Source organism: Candidatus Scalindua japonica (genome assembly GCF_002443295.1).
GTDB lineage: Bacteria > Planctomycetota > Brocadiia > Brocadiales > Scalinduaceae > Scalindua > Scalindua japonica.
This window is the reverse complement of the sequence record NZ_BAOS01000038.1, coordinates 44,471-64,142: the sequence shown is the minus strand read 5'-3', so window position 1 is coordinate 64,142 and position 19,672 is coordinate 44,471. Positions and strand designations below refer to the sequence as shown.

Sequence of the window (19,672 nt, the reverse complement as noted above, 5' to 3'; positions counted from 1 at the left end):
GAATTAAGGAATTGCGAAAATGGAAAATTGAATGACAAATCAACAATTCCTGAATTGGTACTTGCTCCTTATAAATCCTGGGCAATATTTTCACTGGTTACAAGCCCGTTCACAATATTTATACCTTTCCATCTATCTAATATTATCTTAAGAGGCAGGGCTTTCTGGCTGGGCCCTCCTGCAGCAAGAAGTATATATGGCTTTTTATCCTGTTTCTGCAAACGGTCCTCAATCTCGCAGAAATTTACCGTAAATATAGAACTGAAGAAAGTCACGGCATCAATAAGATCCTGCTTAGATAAGATCACGTCCTTGTTAGCAAAATTTTTCAGCCTTTTAATCTGCTCGTGTTCCTCATATTTAAATTTCCCGTTTTCTCGTTCAAACACTTCCCCAACCAGATGATGAAACAAAAATCCTTTTTTGCTGAAAGGAGCAAACGCAATTTCACCTACAATATCAAAATTATTTAAAAAGGATTGTAACCGTAAATTATAAACATGGCGCATAAAACCTGTTACAGGGTGGTTCCACCTTATGCTCCCCAAACCTAAAATAACGACATCACTGTTTAATACTTCGTCCTCAAATCCAAGCATTTTTCTGGTCCTGATTCTCTGCTCGATAATCTCATACAACGATTCCTTGCTATAGAGATTAGTGATTTCAGGAAGCTGATAAGTATGTGTGACCCCGACGTTGAGATTTCGGTTTAATAGCTGTGACACAATATGCAGAGGAGAAAGTTCTATTAAGTTGTTCGATCTTAAAGCTATACAGCTTGAAAAAAGTAACTTTATATCCGTATCCTCAAGCTCGTCAGCAAGGCTCATTATTGTAGTCAAAACACTGCTTCCGCCCTGTGCCGATATCTTGATTTCTGTTTCTTTAATTATATCATTTTCCTTGATTTGGTGACTCATGGTCTTAGTGTTGTTCTCAAGAATTACATTTATCTTTCGGACAAGAATATCAGACGCATACTTACCTATCTGTTTATAATAAGCCTGGGTATGAACAAAATAGTCCGCATTTTTTAAGACAACAACATCATTAAGATGGTAACTGTCTTTCAGCTTTTTCTCAAGCTCGACGTTTCTCTCCTCATAGGACATCTTAAGTGGAACATTTTTCTTATTTGTCCAACTCGACAGCCGTTTGGAAACGAGCGACTGCGATACATTCAACTCATCCGCAATCTCCTTTTGGGTAACAAATTTAGGCCATTTTTCAAAAATGATCTTTGAGATCTTATTATCCAGTTCCAGATGACTGATAGCAATTCCGGACTTATTTTTATTTACATTTTTTTTACCAGACATAAAATATAACTCCAACATAATAGTTTCAGAAAATCATTACGGTTAATTATGACACATAATCTCAAAATAACAATAAAATCCTGTTTCATTTACTCAATATTATAATCAGATTATCACCCAAAGCATAAATTTATCAACATATTACACCATAATTATGCATAATAATAAACACTAAAGATATTGGTGTGTTAACATTGTAATATCAATTACTTATGATAAACAGTAATAATTTCAACACGTTGATCAATTCAAATTTATTTATTATTATCATTGATTACATCATACAATAATGTAAAATTACAAACTTCAGAAGAAGTATATACTCAATTGCAGTACCATATAATTTATTTGCTAAATATTAGAGGTAAAATGCTTTTCAAGGATTCAAAACGAAAGGCAATATATTAATATTGATGGTCACAGAGAAACTTGAAAAAGATTGGTTCGGGTCTAGTTTCTTTCCAGACAAATCTTTTAAAGAGGCCAAAAGTAGAGAACGGTTAGTAATTTTGCATAATATGGTCTGAGGAGGGGGTGAGATTACAGGAAGGAAATTATTACAATTGCAGGGAGACGTTCAAAGGCATTGCCGTTAGTGATCACACGGCACGCCTAATAAGTCTCAACTTAATTAGTATCAACTAGTATCAACGTTATTTTATATTTTTTGAAGTGGAAAGGAGAAGGTAAGAATAAATGTTAAAGAAATTTAATACATTATTTATTGCATTACTGGTTTTCGTAGCAGCATTCTGTTTTTACGCGAATTTTTCCAGTAAAGACGCTGATGCGGTAGAAATTATCACGCATTGGGTACCGCACGAAGTCTATGGTATGCCTGGAGACCCTGACAACTCTGGAAAGGTTTTCTTTTCAGGTTTGTACGCGAAGTACATGGGATATCCAAAGGGCGCGCCTCCATATCCTGGAAAGTATTCCAGATTCTGGAGAACACTCCCTGCATATCGTTACTACATCCCGGATTATATGTACAACAGGGATGAAGTAAGGCCATCAAACCCAATCAAGGGTCAGTTCAGACTGAAGGAGTGTCTGGGTTGTCATTCAGTAGTCACACCTGGTATCGTAAGAGATTACGAAAAGAGTGCGCATGCGAAAGCAGAACCTAGTCCAACAGGTTGTGATACCTGTCATGGTAACAATCATCAGAAGTTGCTTATGCCAAGTTCAAAGGCTTGTGGCGTTAGTGATTGTCACGAAGAACAGTACATCCAGAATTCACAGGGTGGTATAGGTTCACACGCTTCATGTTCCAGCTTTGCACAGATTGAGTGTGCATGGTCAATCGAAAGACCTCCTGGAGATACTGCGGGATGTACTTTCTGTCACACAAGTTCAGAAGAGCGTTGTAGCACATGTCATCAGAGGCATCAGTTTAATCCGGTAGTTGCCAGAAAGTCAGAACAGTGTAAGACTTGTCACTGGGGAAAAGACCACAGGGACTGGGAAGCATATGACATCTCAATACACGGTGTTGTATGGCAGACCAACAAATGGGATCCTACTCAGTTTGATTTAACCAAGAAGTTGTCTGATGCTGATTACGTTGGGCCGACTTGTCAGTACTGTCATTTAAGAGGCGGTCATCACAACGTACAGAGGCTTTCAACTGTATACACAAGTATGGGTATGTCAAATGCAGACAGGGGTGCGCCTCTCTGGAAAGAAAAGAGAGACACCTGGGTATCAGTATGTGACGACTGTCATTCACCAAGATTTGCAAGGGAGAACTTGCAGGCAATGGACGAAGCTTGTAAGGATGCAGGTCTGAAGTATACAGAAACATTTAAAGTAGCAGAGAATTTGATGCTGGATGGAATGGGCGAACCAATGCCTAAGGATCTGGCACCAGACTGGAGTGGTCAGCACATCTGGAGTTTGAAGATTGGTGCTTATCATGATGGTCCGAAGTATGGTGGTAAGAAGGGTGAGTCAGGTGAGTTCAGAATGTCTAACTGTTCAGACATAGAAAGAGTATGTTTTGAGAGTGTTGGATACTGGATGACTTACATATTCAAAGGAACGGCGCATGGTTCATGGAATGATGCGACATATTGTGATGGATCCTTTGGTATGGACAGATGGTTGGTGAAGGCAAAGGCAGCTTCAGAGCAGGCGAGAAGATTTACTGCATTGGAGAAGAAGGCCGGAATCAACTGGGTACCTGCTGAGTTCTGGAGAAAGGGAGATTACTCAGATCAGTTGTCTGGTATGAAGATTGTTAAGGAGTTCCCAGGCAAGACTATATTTGATCTATGTCCTGAGCCGGGCTGGTTGGATACAAATCATGCACCAGCGGCAGAAGTTGAGTACATCAACAGAATGTTGGATTCATTGGGCATGAAGGCTGGGCATCATTCTGCACATGAGAATCCAGGTTCAAGATCTATGAAAAAACATTAATTTAATGTTTAAAATAGATAGATTTAGATAAGTATTAGAAGTACAAAAGGGAGCCGGGCTTTTTGCCCGGCTCCCTTTTTTTGTTCAGATGTAACACAGATCTCAGTTTGCCAAATATTCTTTAAGACAATAAACTTTTGGCTTAAAGGTTGTAAATTATATCAAAGATAAGTCAGTAAAAATTCGTGAAATTGGTATACAAAAGATCCAAGAAAAAAGTTGTATTTTACTGATTGTTACACTATCATTTTGTGTTTCAGATAATACATACAAAGATACTACATAGAAATATAATATGTAAAAAACATATCTTTTGTTTTAATTCAGGCATTATTGATACTTCAAACCCTGGTCATCTGCTTGACAATCGGCAGGCAGGGGCTTTATCGAACAATATGCATTTAATAATAAATAAGGAGATTTTGAAAAATGACTGCAACGCTAATTAAAGGTACTGAAATTCGGGAACAGATACTGGAAGAGATCACTGCTGAGGTAGCAGAAATAAAAGAAAAACACGGAGTTGTACCAGGCCTTGTAACTATCCTGATCGGCGAAAATCCTGCTTCCATGTCGTATGTAACACTTAAAATCAAAACTGCTCACAGGGTTGGATTTAAAGAAGTACAGGATACCCAACCGGTTGATATTTCAGAAGAGGATCTGCTGGCACTTATTGATAAATATAATAATGATGATACCATTAACGGTATTCTTGTACAGCTTCCCATTCCGGACCACATAGATGAAAAGAAAGTTTTAAATGCCATTGATCCCGATAAGGATGTTGATGGCTTCCATCCGGTAAATGTTGGTCGACTCATGATAGGCGGAAGCGAGCTTAAGTTCCCACCCTGCACACCTGCAGGTATTCAGGAAATGATAGTACGTGCAGGAGTTGAAACGAATGGGGCAGAAGTTGTTGTTGTTGGCCGTTCAAATATTGTCGGGAAACCTATCGCCAATATGTTGCTCCAGAAAGGAAAGGGCGCTAATTCTACAGTAACAATCGTTCATACAGGAACAAAAAATATGGACGAACACTGCAAACGCGCAGACATTTTGATAGTAGCTGCCGGTGTGCCCGGTTTAGTAAAACCTGACTGGATCAAACCTGGCGCGTGTGTAATTGACGTCGGAGTTAACAGGGTAGGAGAAAAACCCAGCAAGAAAGACCCGAATAAGATGGTTGCCGTTTTACAGGGTGATGTTGACTTTGATAAAGCAAAAGAGATAGCAGGCAGTATTACACCGGTACCCGGAGGTGTTGGACCGATGACAATTACCATGCTTATGAGGAATACCCTCAGATCTCTTAAATTCAAATTGGGCATACAATAGAACAACGAAACCTTTTTAGTTATTATCGCAGGATAAATGTATATGTTACTATTTACAAGGAGAGCAAAATGACAACCATCAATCAACTCTATTCCAGACTAATTGATGCCATGGGAGTTGAAAATCTGGAGATTCCTATGACAGCTGTCAAGTTCTATAAAAACGAAGACAAAATTCCGGAGTCTGCAAAGGAGAATCAACCAACTATATCATTAACCAGTTGTCAGGCAACAAAACAGGCATCCCTGGGAGATGCGGCCCTGTTAACTTCCGATAATATCGGTTGTGTCGCAGCCGCTATAACATTTGGTCTTGTAGATAAGAACCAGACTGAACCACTTGGTGATTCAAGAGTATATACCGATATCATGCGAGACCAGTCCGGTTTGGGTGACGATTTCAAACCACCATCTCCAAAGGACTTTTCCGAAGGTAATGTTTATGCTTGCAAAGACTCAGGCCATATGGACTTCGCACTTTTCGGCAATGAAGACGCAGGCAGGTTTAAAGACGTAGAAACGGCAAAAAAGGCCATGAAAGACATGATGGCAATTCAACCCCCTACAACAAAAGCCGTCTTTCTCTATTCCAGAGATTTTGATGATATTGATATAATTCCAGATGTGATTGTCTTGAGTGTTCGCTCCGTTGAGCTTACAAGGATTATACAGGCATATCAGTTCAATACCGGAGAACGGGTAACGGCAAGTATGGGAGGGTTGAGAGTTGTTAACTCTGACCTGATCGTGAGACCTTATCTGACTGGAAAAATCAATGTGGCCCCCTATTGCCTTGGTGCCAGGTTGATAGCAGAATTCGAAGCAGACCGAATGGGTATCGGAATGCCATTTTCAATCTTTGAAGAAGTGGTCAAAGGAATGGAAGATTCAAAATCCGGATTCCCATTCCACCTATATCCCGGTGTTGCTTAAAACGGTAAGGTTTGGTTCTCTACATATTCGTTTCATTACAAATGCAAGGACAAGCCCCCATCTCTTTCGAAAGGATTTCAATATCCAATACTGGAATCCTCTCGAAAGAGAGGTCTGCTGCCAGGATCGTACGACTTTAATCTGCCTATCTATATGCCGGACCAGGATTCATCCGGGAGAGTTCTAAAGTCAAAAGAATGAACAAATATTTATAAATAATATTTTATACCATATTATCATGAATAATCTCGTAAAAACTCTCATAAACCGAATGTCAAAAATATCCGGTACAACTTTGACAGACAGGCACATGAACATCCTGAACTTTGCATATGATTACTATGAAAAAAACAGGGTCGGCCCTTTATATCAGAAAATTAAGAAGAATACGGGAGCTACTAAAGAGGCTATTGAGGAACTCTTTCCACACGGTCTCGCATCGGTTTATACCTGGGTTGGGATACCTATTCAGACGGGGAGAGACCTGTGTAAACCCATGGCTACCGTTAATGTGGAAAATTTCAGGGAAGTCTACCTGGATAATAACGCCACAACCTTTATACGTGATGAAGTAAGAAAGAACCTGGTGGAATATTACAGCGGTTCTTCCGGTTTTGGAAACCCGAGCAGCAGCACAAATCCCGGTATCTTATCCTATGACATAATCCGAAATTCCCGCATACAAATCTCTGATTGCCTTAAGGTAAACCCTGAAGAAATAATTTTTACGGGTTCCGGTTCAGAGGCTAACAATGCGGCCATTAAGGGAATCGCCTTTAAACATCTTGATAATAAAGGACATATTATCAGTAGCAAGGTAGAGCATCCTGCAGTATTAAAGACTTTGGAATATCTTGAAGACCTGGGTTTTTCGGTAACATATCTGAATGTATCTAAGGATGGACGTGTCACGGCCCAATCCGTAAAAAATAATCTGAGAACAGATACCATCCTTGTATCAATAATGGCAATAAATAATGAGATTGGAGTCATAAACCCGATCAGTGAAATTGGAAAATCCTGCAAAGAAGCGGGTGTCCCGTTCATGGTAGACGCCATACAAGGATTTGGGAAGATAACGCTCCTTCCAAAGAAAATGGGGTTATCATTAATGACTATGTCCGGCCACAAAATCTATGCTCCAAAAGGGGTTGGAGCTTTATATGTAAGTAAAGAAATATCAGTTGTGCCACTTATTCATGGTGGAGCGCAGGAATACGGATTACGAGCAGGGACAGAAAATGTAGGAGCAATAATGGCTTTTGGCCAGGCAGCCAGACTGGCCTGCTCTGAAATGGAAAAGGAAAATAGACGCTTACTTGAACTGAGGAACTATTTTCTAGAAGGACTTCGAAAAATTGAACCCGGAATAATTGTAAACGGTTCACTGGAACACCGAACAGCTAATAATCTTAACATAGGCTTCCCGGATGTCGACAGTGGGTCTCTTCTCCTAAGCCTGAATCAAATCGGAGTGTATGTTTCATCCGGCTCCGCCTGTAGTGCGGGCAGTACAGACGCGTCATATACCATTAAGGCACTGGGTGTCGATACCGATCGTTACGGTATTATCCGTTTCAGTTTTGGTCTTTCAAGCACTAAAGAAGATGTGGAATACATGTTCGAATACCTCCCCTCGATCCTTAAACAACTTAAGGCTGAATCTGCCGGAGAGTAAGGTATGGAGATGTAGGAAAGCAGGAGTATAGTGCTTCTATCCAACCCACTGATGTTCCAACTAATGCCTCTCTCAGGACACTCTGTGACTTTTCTTTGACTCGCCTCTAACCAATTTACGTAATTCGCCGCCACCGGGAGGCAGAATAGCCTTGTTCTCCGAAGCAACCCACACAAAACGAAACTCCGATTTACTCCCCTTGTATGCCGGAACACGAAAACGCCGCACATGAAAACCGCAGCCTGTCAATAGCCGTTCGAATTTTTTACTCGGCTCCACCGACCACACAGCCAGACACCCCTGTTTTCGTAACGCGTAGCGACATGCCATAACTCCTTCATAACAATAGAGACGGCGGTTTGCTGAATTAGTCATCGCGTTAGGTCCATTATCAATGTCCAGCAGGATCGCGTCGAATTTGCTCCTGGAACGTGAGATAATTGTCACAATGTCTCCCGTCTTGAGGTCAACTCTTTCATCCTCCAGTAATCGGCCGTTGAGTTCCCCAAGAAACTCGCGATTCCACTCTACTACAGCACTCAACAGCTCACCAACTACCACATGGGTACTTGAGCTAAGCATATCGAGGACCTGGTACAAGGTATAACCCAGCCCCAGGCCGCCAATGAGTACACCTGGTGACATGTGACCCACCAGGTGCGCGCAACCAAGCCTCGCCAGCTCCAGTTCCGACTCATGCTGGCGGCTGCTCATCAACTCCTGACCGTTGATCTTAATCAAAAAATCACGATCATGCTTAAAAAGCTCCATCTCTCCCCCATCCGGGGTCCGGGCAGTGGCTATTCTTACTGTTGGTTTCATAGTGACATCCTAATAATGTATAATGAGATGGAATCTTAGATAGTTGTTTCAAGAACTTTTTGCGGTAATGAACTTTCATTTTTATTTTTCTAGCGTTGTATAATACTCTTTAGCTGATTCTAAATCTAATGTTTCATCATCATTGTCTTCTTTCTCCATTAAATGGTAAAGAGCATAATTTTCAAATATTTCTTCAATTTTTTCAAAAGTTTTAATATCAAGTTGAACTGCAATTCTATGATTATGTTCATCTACAATATAATTTGGGTTCATTTTCATAAATTAAATCTCCTATATTTCATCTTACGTCAGTTATAAGTTATTTCTACACAACAACATGGTAACAAAAAACGTATAGAATGGAAGTCTGAAAAAATGTTTAAAGGGCAAATAATGTGTCGGTAAGTTTTAGTGAAATAGTACTAATTAATCATTTATATTCCTATTAGTTTTATCAATCATTTGTCAGCAATAAATACAACACTAATCCTAACGTTGAGGTGAGCTAACCCGCTTGGCAAATAGAGCGATGAAAATAGATAAACTAAACAAAGAATCTAAAAACATGAAAACCACACATGATAGCGGGGTTAGCTTCAGCGATTGGTTCAAACGGTTCAGATTGTGGTTCGTCCCTCACACAATCTAACCTTATTCGTTAGGCGATCAGTTGTTTTATGATATTTTTTTAACAATTTATTTATTTCATCATCAGCTTTTTTCGCTTCTTGATGGAAATATGCTTTTAACTCCTTTGGCGACTTTTCTTTTGTTATTTCATATTGTGTATCACGTATGCGCCTTACCATATCAATAGTTTTAATCTTGTTCATAAGTAGTTACCTCTCTTGGAGAAAAAATATTTAAAGGTTTAAATCCTAATTCTATGTTTACAGCATTGAACAGCATGATCTTGTCAAAGTGTACTATGTGTTTGAAATTCCAGCTTACTAATATGTCAACTTCAGAGACTGTTGCAAGAGCTATATGTAATAAATCATTTCTGAATTTTTCTCCTAAAATGTTCTGAGCCTTATAGGACTGAAGAAGTTCAAGAGTTTCGGTATATTTTAATTTTACAAACTCTGGTGCCTTATTGATTTCGATAGTAGTGATTTCTGAAAGTACAGGTATATAAATACCATTATTAAAATCTGTTATCAATCCATTTGACCATTTTTCAAATTCTGTATCAAAACATCCTCCAATAACAGAAGTATCAATATATATTCGTTGAATTTTCATTGTTACTATCCCTTTTAGAAGTTGAAAGAATATGTTAACAATAAAGAATTGGTCCTATTCTTTTTCTTCTTGCCATTATCTTAGCTTTCGTATTCTTATAAATCAATTAAATAGGTATGGTGTCCCCCGATTTATCATCTGATTGAGGCGGGTGTTGATCTGCTTGAAGTACAAAAAATTCTCGGCCACCACAGTATTTTAACCACTCCCAAATATACCCACCTGACCTCTCATACAAATCGTAATGCCTTGCAATTAATTAATGATTTGATGAATGGTTTTTCCATAGAATGAGGGAATGTTATACTCCATAATGATACAGTGTTGTTGGGAAACCGTAAAAACCTTTGTCCAAAATGACAGCGTATTACAAGGAAGCGCTGGAGCCATCACTGTTTTGCACACCCACTCTCGCTCTCTCGATTACCACCCGCATATCCATCTGGTAATGCCAGCCGGGGCCATCAATCAGAAGAAAAAGCTTTGGAGCTTCAAAAAAAGCGAAGGAAAGACGCGGTACCTTTTCAATCACAAAGCGCTGGCTAAAGTGTTTCGAGCAAAAATGCTCGATGCCGTGAACAAAGCGGCTCTTACGCTTCCAGTTAATTATCCCAAAACATGGGTCGTCGATTGCAAATTTGTCGGCAACGGTGAAAAGGCACTGGTCTATCTTGGTCGTTATCTCTACAAAGGGGTCATTCAAGAGAAAGATATTATTACGTGCAAAGATGGTCAGGTGACCTTTCGTTACCAGGATAGTAAGAGCAAAAAAATGCTCACAAGAACACTTCCCGGCCCGCAGTTTCTCAGGTTGATTCTCCAGCATGTTCTACCCAAAGGTTTCAGGCGAACACGGAACTTTGGTTTCCTCCACCCTAATAGCAAACGCTTGATTGCATTGCTTCAGTACCTTACCGGTATCAACCCGAATAAGTCGTCAGCCTGGTTCAGAGAGCGTCCAAAGCTTACGTGCAAATGCTGTGGAGGAATAATGAAGATCATAAAAACGATGATACCTCCATCACACAAATCCAGGTCTTTCCCCTACAAGTTAACAAAAGAGGAGGCTGTTCTGGTTATGTAATCGAATCCGCTATGCATCTAAGATTTGCAAAAACGGCATTATCGGGTCGAGATGGCCCCCGTTCGCCCAAATTTGAGGTAAAATGGCTGAAAAACCATGTTCTGTAGCTCCTAAAGCATGACGACAGCAATTGAAAAATCCACTTCTTTGGCTTCATAGCTTCTGCGGTAAAAAAGAGAAGCAATCTTCATAAGATATTTTCTTATACAATGTTTAGCACCCAAACAACGGGCTTGTCCAACAAACGGTTCAGATTGTGGTTCGTCCCTCACACAATCTAACCTTATTCGTTATATTTTTTAGTGGTTAAATGGTATTTTGGTTGAAACCACATTCCAAGAAACCAATTCATTCTCGATGCCATCAATAATGTTCCAACACTCCCCGCGCTCCAGTATTTCTTGATCATGAGCTACTCTATTTCTATCTTCCCTTGCTTTGTCGACTAAATCAAAATTCCGCCATGGGATATGTATCTGGCTTGAATGCATTAAAGCCTTTAACCCATTACGGCTTTCGTTAAAAACGCTTTCATCTCGCAATTGCTTTAGCGTTGTTTCTAATACTGAGAATGCAAAAAGCAAAGTCAAATTATGAGATATATTTCTTAATTGATGAGTGGCGCCTACTCCACCCATACCGCCTGAAGCATTTAGATGTGCCTGAATTCTTGATTGGAAGGATCTTACTCCTTTCCATTCATCTTCAATTTCTTGTTTTACAGTATTGTCTTGAATCATACGATATAAAATATAACGTCGAGGTGAGGTGTGCCGTATGGCGTATAAAATAATGGGTAAAATAAAATAAGCAAGGAATTTAAAACCGTAGAAATCGCACATGATAAAGGCGTCACCTCGACTGATTTGTTGGGCATTTTTTTCATATCTGGTCAAACGTTTCATGTCGAATTGCAATCTTTTTACACTCCTGCCAAGTATCATAAGCCTTTATTAACCTTCCATTTGCAAGGTAAGCCAATGAAAGTTTTTTCAATCCTCTCGCTAAAAATCCTGCCGTTGTGCCGTTTCGCATGTAATGTACACCATCTTTAGTATACTGTAACCCTTTCAAGAGATGCCCCTGCCGTAGAAAGCCAAAACCTAGTTCTGAAAGTGCTTCCCCAATGGAAGAATCTGAAGCACTCTGTTCTTCTCTTTGTTTTAAAACTTCTTTGTAATCTTTAATTGACTCTGTAGTTTTACCGAGTTGTCTAAGAATGCTGCCTCGTATTGCTATTAAATTTGTTTTATCCGACCCAGTTTCTTTCAATGAAATTTTGATGTCATCAAGAGCTTCATTCAGCCTTGCAGCACGGTCTGATTTTACAAATAAACGTTTTGCTATAGAATACTTTGCGCTGGCTAAGGCACCACCTGGATATATTGTCTTTTCAGGTTGAAGTTGTTTCTCATATTTTTCTTTCAAGTCTTGTCTAATCTTTGCAACACTATTTAGAGCCGCTAAACATCCTAAAGGGGTATCGCCATGCAAGCCGTACCATGCTCCAGCACGTGCCCATTCACATAATATTTCGTCCCAGTACTCAAGTAGTTGTCTGTCCTTTATTTCAGTGTATGGACTACTCATTAATTCACGAATAGCAACCCACAGCCTCGTTAGTCTTTTTCCCTCATTTCTCTCTGTACTTAACTTATGTTGAAGAGAGGAAAGAATTTGCTGATTTGATCCTCCTGTTCGGGATTCAAATTGTTCGTCCAAGAATAGTATCTGTGCATTTTGAGCTTGGCGTACTCGATCAATATACAATGCCTGTACTAATCTGGAAATAGGAGTTCTAATTATTCTTAAGGGCCATAGTATTTTTTGCCGTCGCTTCTTTCCGACTAATCTTTTTACGTGATCTATTATCTTAGGTTCGCTCAATCGCTCACGATTTATCCATTCTGGAAAGGCAAAGTTTAAAATATCAAGAAGCCGTTTTAGTCTAGGGTCTGGGTTAAATTCATCCAGGACGAAAAAGTGGATTTCCTTTTCTAATAGAGCAGCTTGATAGAGTTCTATTTCAAAGAAAGAGACAGCAGAGTTAAGTGAATCTATTTTTATAGGTGATCCATGGCGACTACCACCGAGAACACATATAAATATATTTGCTTCACGAACACGCTCTATTAGATCATCAACAGCTTCTAAATGATCTTGGCTTTGTATATCCCTTGGCTTTACTATTTCATCAACATATACTTGAGAACACGCACCTGCCTCCTCGTAAATACGCTTTCGTAACCTTTTTAGTCTATCCTTTGGATCTAAATTGTCATCAACACATATTGATGAAAGAAAAATAGGATAAGTGTGGTTTTTAGATGGAGCATAGTGTTTTTTTAAATTGATTTGCATTATCTTTCTTATGCCTAACGCCCTAAATCAGTTGCCAAAAATGGCAAGCTGATAGATATTGGACAAGCTGAAAACTTTATTAACTATAACATTGACTAAAAACAAGTGCATTTTTGGTCAACTGGATTTTTTTGTTATATGAGTATGTTTAAGTAATTTAGGTTTTAACGCTATGATTTTATTGGGATTTGTTTTTTCTGACTCTTTAATATCTTTGTAAATTTTATCTAAATCAAAATCGAACTTTTTTGCGTGTGCTTCCCTAATATCCCGTATACTTTCAACTATACAATCTTTAATCATTTTGACCTCCCATTAATTCTTCAGGTGTACATATGACTGGTGCTTGATATCCCAATTCAGAACACTGAAATTCTATTAAGTGCCTCATTTCAGCATTTGCTATATGAGTACAATTCCATGTCAGTAAATAATCCATACCATGAACAGTTGCAACTGATACATGAATAGCATCTTCAATCGCTTTTTGAGGAACAAGTTTTTTGGCAATTAATATTTTTGATAGCTTTAAAGCTTCTTCATTTGTTTCAAGTATTGAAATTTTCTCTAGTTCCTTTATTCTTCTTTTAGCAGCATTTTCATCACCAGCCTTTGACTCTTTAACAACTAATTGAGAAATATACATTTCAAAGTGTTGTTGCCTTGTCTCCCACCATTCTTTTGTTATTTGCTGATGGGCGGCAATAATTAAATCTCTGCTAGGTCTTGATGTAAGATAACTTACAATTGTAGTTTCAATATAAACTTTTGGTTTCATTTTCTATTATAATCTAAAAAATTGCCAATTGTTTAATATAACGCAGAAATCAGCCGGAGCGTAGCGATCGGCTGTATTGACTTTGTTATCAAAGCATTATTTACATTTACCTTCTAGATCGCCAATAAACATTTTTGCACCGTCAAAAATGGTGTAACCGCTTTTCGTTTGCGTATAAAAGACTTTACGATTTTCAATATCTATTCCCCACGATTCAACCACACCTTTGTAACTACCGCTCATGTATACACCAACTATTAATTGTGGAGTGACTTCCTTAAAAGATATCTCTTCACTTCCTGTAACGGAACTTTTATTACCATTGATGCTTATATGGATTTTTTTATTGGATAATCCATCTTCATGAATGTTAAATTTGTCATACGCATTACTACCATACCCTTTAAATCCAGAGGCTATCCAGCATTCAGCAAATGCATTATTGGCAATTAATAAAAGTAGCAAAGTGATCGTGATGGAAACAATTTTCATATTAGTTCTCCTGAGAAGCGCAGTCGGCTCTAACGCCCTTGATAGGTGGAGCGAGAGCGGAGCCTGTCAAGGGCGTTAGAGTGTGCAGCACTCAACAGCCACCGATAAGTGTGATGGCCACAGGCCAAGTGAGCGGAGCGAACGGTCACACTTATCAGTGCAATAAGTGGAAAGTTTCCATGATATTACCTGCTATAGATGGAAAATATTTCCACTTATTATGATATTAAACATATAAAAACAGAAAGCCTTGTCCGCTTATTAAAAACAACTTGGCATCTTCCACTTATTGTACTATTTGGAACAAAACATGGAAAACAAGCTTAGTGCTACCGACTGCCTTACCAAAAAAGAGACCCGATGCCTGCTTTATAAGAAGAAGGGGTTCAAATTTCCTCTTGACTACATATCTACCTTAACATCGGATATTGCCTTTGGTTTTTCTTAGAAAAACCAGATAAACCCATTACAAACAATCTGCTGTTTTTTTGTTATCTATAAGGTTAGTGACTTTAGCATTTTCCCTGCTATTCCGCAAGAGGTTTCATTTCAGCATGACCAATTTCTGCAAAGATTAATTGTTTGAAATCAGATCTATTTTGACATATCATTTTATAAATCTCACATTTCTTTATAAGAGACGCTTCGATAAGAAGCCTGTTCGCTACCGTTACAAAAACTATCCTTCGACTACTACCGATCGGACATGGGCGGGCACTCAGGATGTCGTCACACTGGGTAATTTCGAACACTTAATGTAAACTCTGTCGAAGTGTTACAAACTAATGTCATGGCAACTACAGTCCTTTAAGCACTGAACAAATTTATCATATTCTGAAGAAGTCTACTATTCAAATGTGTAGCTATAAATGAAATCTACTGTACTAATATATGATGCGGAGTGCAGCTTATGCTGCGGGTGTATGAGCTGGATTAAATCACACGCAATGGAAGCAGATGTGTTTGAATTTATCGCGTGTCAATCGGAAGAACGTAAGAGCCGATTTCCGAAGATAAGAGAGGAATTATGTAGGGAAGCTATACACATGGTTACCCCTGATGGACGTATCCTGACAGGCGACAAATCGTTGCCGGAAATACTTCGCAACTTAAGATATTTCAGATGGCTGGCAATTTTATTCAAGATGCCTGTAATCAGTTTTCTATCTTTTTTGGTCTATCGCTGGGTAGCAAACAATAGATATATTATTTCACATACTATTCACAAACATCAGTCATAACTGTCAAGTTGAGGTGTATCAAAATGTTCCTTTTTTTAACCTGATCTTCTTTTGTTTTAATTAATGTCCCGAGTAAACACACTTCGCTATACTCTTCAGGTCTGCCGGAAAAGTCAAAGACCAATGTTTCCTGAAATGGCCAGGCAGCACACAAGCTCGATATGCTATTTGACGCACTTGTGTTATTAATAACATACTCTGGGGTTTCAAAAAGACATCTGATTTTATAAAATATTCTCCTTATTTCAAACAGATATATTGTGTTTGAGAAATATATGATCAGGCCGTGTCATTTTCCTCAAAGCAAGGGTCCTTGATGCCCCTCTTCAGCTTCAGTTCCATAAGTCCACAATAACAGCATGGTACAATGAATATAGCTATCAATACTACAGCCATTCCTCCAACGGTGGGTATTGCCATTGGTTTCATTACGTCTGAACCCCGACCGGTAGATAAGAGAACAGGCATCAGGGCAATTATAGTAGTGGCGGATGTCATCAGACATGGACGGATACGTTTAAGGCCTGCCTGCACAGTGGCCTCCCTGGCATCTTGAACAGACTTTATCTTTCTCTTCTTAAATGTCTGGTCAAGATACGTTGTGATAACAACACCATCGTCCACTGCGATACCAAATAGAGCAATAAAACCAACCCATACCGCAACACTAAGGTTGTATCCAAAGATATTAAGAAGGATAAATCCTCCTGCCAGTGACACGGGAATCGCAAAGTAAATGAATAATGTTGTCATTACAGATCGAAATTGTATGTATAGAATAAAAAAGTTCACAAAAAGACATATAGGCAACAAGACCACCAGACGTTTGTTAGCCCTTACCTGGTTTTCAAATTGGCCGGCCCATTTTATATAATACCCTTTCGGCAAATTCAGCTCTCCGGATGCTATCTTTGCCTTTACGAGTTTATCAGCATCTTCAACCACACTTACCTCGTCCCGCTCCCTGGTGTTAAACGTTACATACCCAACCAGGAGAGTGTCTTCGCTCTTAATCATGGAAGGACCTATTGTATATTCTATATCACATACCTGAGCAATGGGTATTTGTGCTCCGGTAGGAGTCGGGACAAGTATCTGTGGCAGCATTTCAAAATCATCCCTTATCTCTCTCATATACCTGACCCTGACCGGATAACGTTCACGGCCTTCAACAGTCCATGTAATATTTTTACCTCCGAGAGCAATCTCTATAACCTCCTGGACCTCCTCTAAATCGACTCCATATCTTGCAATCGCTTCTCGGTCTATTTTATACTCAATATACGGTTTACCAACGATTCTATCAGCTATCACATCCACCGCACCCGGTACTTGTTTTAAAATCTTCTCCAGCTGCAAACCAATACGTTCTATCTCTTTAAGATCATCACCGTAAATCTTTGCGCCCATCATTGCACGTAGGCCTGACTGGAGCATGATCACCCGGGTCTGAATAGGTTGAAGCCACGTGGGCGCAACACCAGGCATATCAGCTGACTCACGTAATTCTTCAAGTATCTCATTCTTTGTGATAGTCCTCTCCTCCGGCCAGACCAAACCGAGAATATGTTTTGTCCACTGTGGAATATACCAATTTGAATACCATCTTTTTATAGTTACATTTCTCCATTGGTCCTTGGGCTTCAGGTTTACAATTGTCTCAATCATTGAGGTTGGGGCCGGATCAAGCGCCGTCTCTGCCCTTCCCATCTTACCAACAACCATATCCACTTCAGGTATCTGCTTCATTAATATATCCTGCTTTTTTAAACCGGTCATTACCTCTGTGAAACCTGCAGCAGGCAAAAATGAAGGCATGTACAATAATGACCCCTCGTCCAGCGCGGGCATAAACTCGCGTCCTATACCGGGAAACTTGTGTTTAAGCGCAACCCATGGGTCTATTTTATCTAAATCCAACTTAACGTAACTCAAACACTTTTCAATCGGATAAGCAATCCGGCCCAGCCCCAGCCATATCGAAATACCACTAAAAACTATAAATACGGGAATTATCAGGAAAAGAACTTTATGGGAGAGTATCCATCTGAGAGTGGGTTCGTATACTGCATAGATAGCTCTGGATATACCGTTTTGTTGTATTGGTTTGAGGCGTTCCCTGCTCATTACGTAAATGAGATATCCTATAATCAAACCTCCAATTACTGAATACACCCAGGCAGTAGATAAACTGACAGTTTCATATCTACCAAATATCAGATAACGAATTATAAAGATTAAGCATATGCCTGGGGCACTACCAAGTATTATTGAACTCCTCCGCCTCCAATTTCCTTCCCTTAAGAACAGGTTACTGAGGACAGGCACTATTGTAATGGCAACAACTACAGATGCGAATAAGGCAAACGTCTTTGTGTATGCCAATGGCTTAAAAAGTTTACCCTCCTGGCTCTCCATAAAAAAGACTGGTATAAAAGAGATTATGGTAGTCGCTACAGCCGTTATGATTGCACCGGCAACCTCTCTACTTGCTTCATAGATAACCTCAATTCTTGGCTTTGAACCATCAGACTCTGTAAGATGGCGATAAATGTTCTCTGTCATTATTATGCCCATATCAACCAATGTACCGATGGCAATGGCGATACCGGAAAGGGACATGACATTTGAATCAACACCAAATCTATACATTGCTGTAAACGCCAAAAGCACGGCCAGTGGCAGGGTAATGGCGACAACAAGAGAACTTCTGATATGGAAAAGGAAAATCGCTATAATTACTATGGTAATGATAATCTCTTCTGTAAGCGCCTTCTTTAACGTGCCAATTGTTTCTTTAATAAGCTGTGTTCTGTCATAAAAGGGGACAATGTGTACACCACTCGGCAAACCTGGTTCTATCTTCCTGATCTTTTCCTTTACACTATTAATAACCCGTAAAGGATTCTCTCCATACCTCATAGTGGCTACAGCACCAACCACCTCCGCACCTTCCTTATCCAGACCACCACGTCTGAAATCAGGTCCAAATGTCACATTTGCTACATTTTTTACATATAGCGGAGTCCCTTCTGTAGACTTAACCACAATTTCTTCTACGTCTTCAATGTTTTTAATAAAACCAATACCACGGATGATATACTCCATCCCGTAATTTTCTATAACTTTTGCGCCAACATCCACATTTGATTTCCGCACGGCATCATAAATATCAGACAGCTTTACCCTGTGAGCTCTCATTTTGTCAGGGTCCACATCTATCTGGTATTGCTTTACAAAGCCGCCAACTGATGCCACTTCAGAAACCCCGTCAACAGCATTCAACTGATACCTCACATACCAATCCTGAAGTGAACGCAACTCGCCCAGATTATAGTTGGATTTTACCAGTTCGGCATCTCCCATCGGGCAGGCCCCACCATCATTGAATACCCGCTTAAGCACAAGCTGATGATCATGTTCAGAGCAATTGCCCGCCTCATCGGAAGCTATGGTAAAATCATCAGGGCAAACAAAAACTCCACCACTATGTTCAGGGCAAAAGAAACCATTTTCAACTGTATACCAGAAAATCTGTCCCAGTGCGGTTGCATCAGGTCCAAGCACAGGAACTACACCATCCGGCAGCCATCTTTGTGCAACATTAAGACGTTCCAATACCCTTGAACGTGCCCAATAGAATTCAACATCTTCCTTGAATATAACGTAAATTACAGAAAAACCAAAACCCGAATATGAACGTACTACCTTAACACCCGGAACTCCTTCGAGGCTGGTAGTTAATGGATATGTAACCTGGTCTTCCACTGTATGTGGGTCGCGACCTGGCCAATCGGTGAATACTATTGACTGGTTTTCACTTATGTCCGGAATTGCGTCTACCGGTACATTCTTGATACTATAATAACCTGCTCCTATAACCAGCAAGGTTATGGCCAGAGTAATAAACGTATTCTCCAGACAAAATCTTATAAGCCTGTTTATCATGTTT

The 19,672-nt window shown here is 39.6% G+C and carries 19 protein-coding genes and 1 pseudogene; 8 read left to right on the top strand and 12 right to left on the bottom strand.

The genetic code is table 11. The features are described 5' to 3' along the window. Window positions 1–68: 68 nt before the first annotated feature. The gene (locus SCALIN_RS19265) at window positions 69–1,322 is read right to left on the bottom strand and encodes a hypothetical protein (protein WP_096896073.1); all 1,254 of its coding nucleotides are present in this window, start codon (window positions 1,320–1,322) and stop codon (window positions 69–71) included. Between the two features lie 696 nt (window positions 1,323–2,018). Between SCALIN_RS19265 and hdh the strand changes: the two genes are divergently transcribed. The 4 genes from hdh (at window position 2,019) to SCALIN_RS19245 (ending at window position 7,697) form a co-directional block, all read left to right on the top strand. After that, entirely contained in the window at window positions 2,019–3,746 is a 1,728-nt protein-coding gene (gene hdh / locus SCALIN_RS19260) for a hydrazine dehydrogenase (protein WP_096896072.1), read from the top strand. A 429-nt stretch (window positions 3,747–4,175) separates the two neighbouring features. Beyond that, entirely contained in the window at window positions 4,176–5,087 is a 912-nt protein-coding gene (folD, locus tag SCALIN_RS19255) for a bifunctional methylenetetrahydrofolate dehydrogenase/methenyltetrahydrofolate cyclohydrolase FolD (protein WP_096896071.1), read from the top strand. A 68-nt stretch (window positions 5,088–5,155) separates the two neighbouring features. Next, window positions 5,156–6,019, top strand: coding sequence for a DUF169 domain-containing protein (locus SCALIN_RS19250; RefSeq protein ID WP_096896070.1), 864 nt, complete (start codon window positions 5,156–5,158; stop codon window positions 6,017–6,019). Between the two features lie 238 nt (window positions 6,020–6,257). Continuing rightward, window positions 6,258–7,697, top strand: a complete 1,440-nt coding sequence (locus SCALIN_RS19245) for a TusE/DsrC/DsvC family sulfur relay protein (protein ID WP_096896069.1) — start codon at window positions 6,258–6,260, stop codon at window positions 7,695–7,697. A 72-nt stretch (window positions 7,698–7,769) separates the two neighbouring features. Here the strand turns inward: SCALIN_RS19245 and SCALIN_RS19240 are convergent, their stop codons facing one another. The 4 genes from SCALIN_RS19240 to SCALIN_RS19225 form a co-directional block, all read right to left on the bottom strand. Then, window positions 7,770–8,342, bottom strand: a complete 573-nt coding sequence (locus SCALIN_RS19240) for a spermine/spermidine synthase domain-containing protein (protein WP_230406661.1) — start codon at window positions 8,340–8,342, stop codon at window positions 7,770–7,772. Between the two features lie 258 nt (window positions 8,343–8,600). Beyond that, window positions 8,601–8,798 carry a hypothetical protein gene (locus SCALIN_RS19235; RefSeq protein WP_133112069.1) on the bottom strand — a complete coding sequence of 66 codons (198 nt, stop codon included), beginning with the start codon at window positions 8,796–8,798 and terminating at the stop codon, window positions 8,601–8,603. Window positions 8,799–9,136: 338 nt separating this feature from the next. Next, complete coding sequence (locus tag SCALIN_RS19230) at window positions 9,137–9,352, bottom strand: hypothetical protein (RefSeq protein ID WP_096896067.1); 216 nt, start codon at window positions 9,350–9,352, stop codon at window positions 9,137–9,139. Next, a complete protein-coding gene (locus SCALIN_RS19225; protein ID WP_096896066.1) occupies window positions 9,339–9,764 on the bottom strand; it encodes a PIN domain-containing protein in 426 nt (141 codons plus the stop codon). The genes SCALIN_RS19230 and SCALIN_RS19225 overlap by 14 nt, the downstream gene beginning before the upstream one ends. A 129-nt stretch (window positions 9,765–9,893) precedes the next feature. Here SCALIN_RS19225 and SCALIN_RS24175 point away from each other — a divergent pair, with 129 nt between their 5' ends. Beyond that, window positions 9,894–10,058, top strand: a complete 165-nt coding sequence (locus SCALIN_RS24175; RefSeq protein WP_203415581.1) for a tyrosine-type recombinase/integrase — start codon at window positions 9,894–9,896, stop codon at window positions 10,056–10,058. Then, window positions 10,054–10,848, top strand: a pseudogene (locus tag SCALIN_RS19215) (IS91 family transposase); the annotation flags it as partial. The gene SCALIN_RS24175 and the pseudogene SCALIN_RS19215, both read left to right, overlap by 5 nt. Window positions 10,849–10,958: 110 nt before the next feature. Here the strand turns inward: SCALIN_RS19215 and SCALIN_RS22440 are convergent. From SCALIN_RS22440 to SCALIN_RS19190, 6 genes are all read right to left on the bottom strand, one after another. After that, window positions 10,959–11,120, bottom strand: coding sequence for a hypothetical protein (locus SCALIN_RS22440; protein ID WP_162532133.1), 162 nt, complete (start codon window positions 11,118–11,120; stop codon window positions 10,959–10,961). Window positions 11,121–11,147: 27 nt separating this feature from the next. Further along, entirely contained in the window at window positions 11,148–11,753 is a 606-nt protein-coding gene (locus tag SCALIN_RS19210; protein WP_096896065.1) for a hypothetical protein, read from the bottom strand. Continuing rightward, a complete protein-coding gene (locus SCALIN_RS19205; protein ID WP_096896064.1) occupies window positions 11,731–13,209 on the bottom strand; it encodes a hypothetical protein in 1,479 nt (492 codons plus the stop codon). Before SCALIN_RS19205 ends, SCALIN_RS19210 begins: the two co-directional genes overlap by 23 nt. 117 nt (window positions 13,210–13,326) lie before the next feature. After that, window positions 13,327–13,512, bottom strand: a complete 186-nt coding sequence (locus tag SCALIN_RS19200; RefSeq protein WP_096896063.1) for a hypothetical protein — start codon at window positions 13,510–13,512, stop codon at window positions 13,327–13,329. Continuing rightward, window positions 13,505–13,987: a type II toxin-antitoxin system VapC family toxin gene (locus SCALIN_RS19195; RefSeq protein ID WP_096896062.1), complete on the bottom strand. Its 483-nt coding sequence runs from the start codon at window positions 13,985–13,987 to the stop codon at window positions 13,505–13,507. The genes SCALIN_RS19200 and SCALIN_RS19195 overlap by 8 nt, the downstream gene beginning before the upstream one ends. 96 nt (window positions 13,988–14,083) lie before the next feature. Next, on the bottom strand, window positions 14,084–14,479 hold the full coding sequence (locus tag SCALIN_RS19190; protein WP_096896061.1) for a hypothetical protein: 396 nt from the start codon (window positions 14,477–14,479) through the stop codon (window positions 14,084–14,086). 310 nt (window positions 14,480–14,789) lie between these two features. On the opposite strand from SCALIN_RS19190, the gene SCALIN_RS22435 reads away from it, so the two are divergent. Next, on the top strand, window positions 14,790–14,927 hold the full coding sequence (locus SCALIN_RS22435) for a hypothetical protein (protein ID WP_162532418.1): 138 nt from the start codon (window positions 14,790–14,792) through the stop codon (window positions 14,925–14,927). Between the two features lie 421 nt (window positions 14,928–15,348). Next, entirely contained in the window at window positions 15,349–15,720 is a 372-nt protein-coding gene (locus tag SCALIN_RS19180; RefSeq protein WP_096896059.1) for a thiol-disulfide oxidoreductase DCC family protein, read from the top strand. A gap of 279 nt (window positions 15,721–15,999) precedes the next feature. Here SCALIN_RS19180 and SCALIN_RS22900 read toward each other — a convergent pair whose 3' ends face one another. Then, the gene (locus tag SCALIN_RS22900; protein ID WP_096896058.1) at window positions 16,000–19,668 is read right to left on the bottom strand and encodes an efflux RND transporter permease subunit; all 3,669 of its coding nucleotides are present in this window, start codon (window positions 19,666–19,668) and stop codon (window positions 16,000–16,002) included. Window positions 19,669–19,672 lie beyond the last annotated feature (4 nt).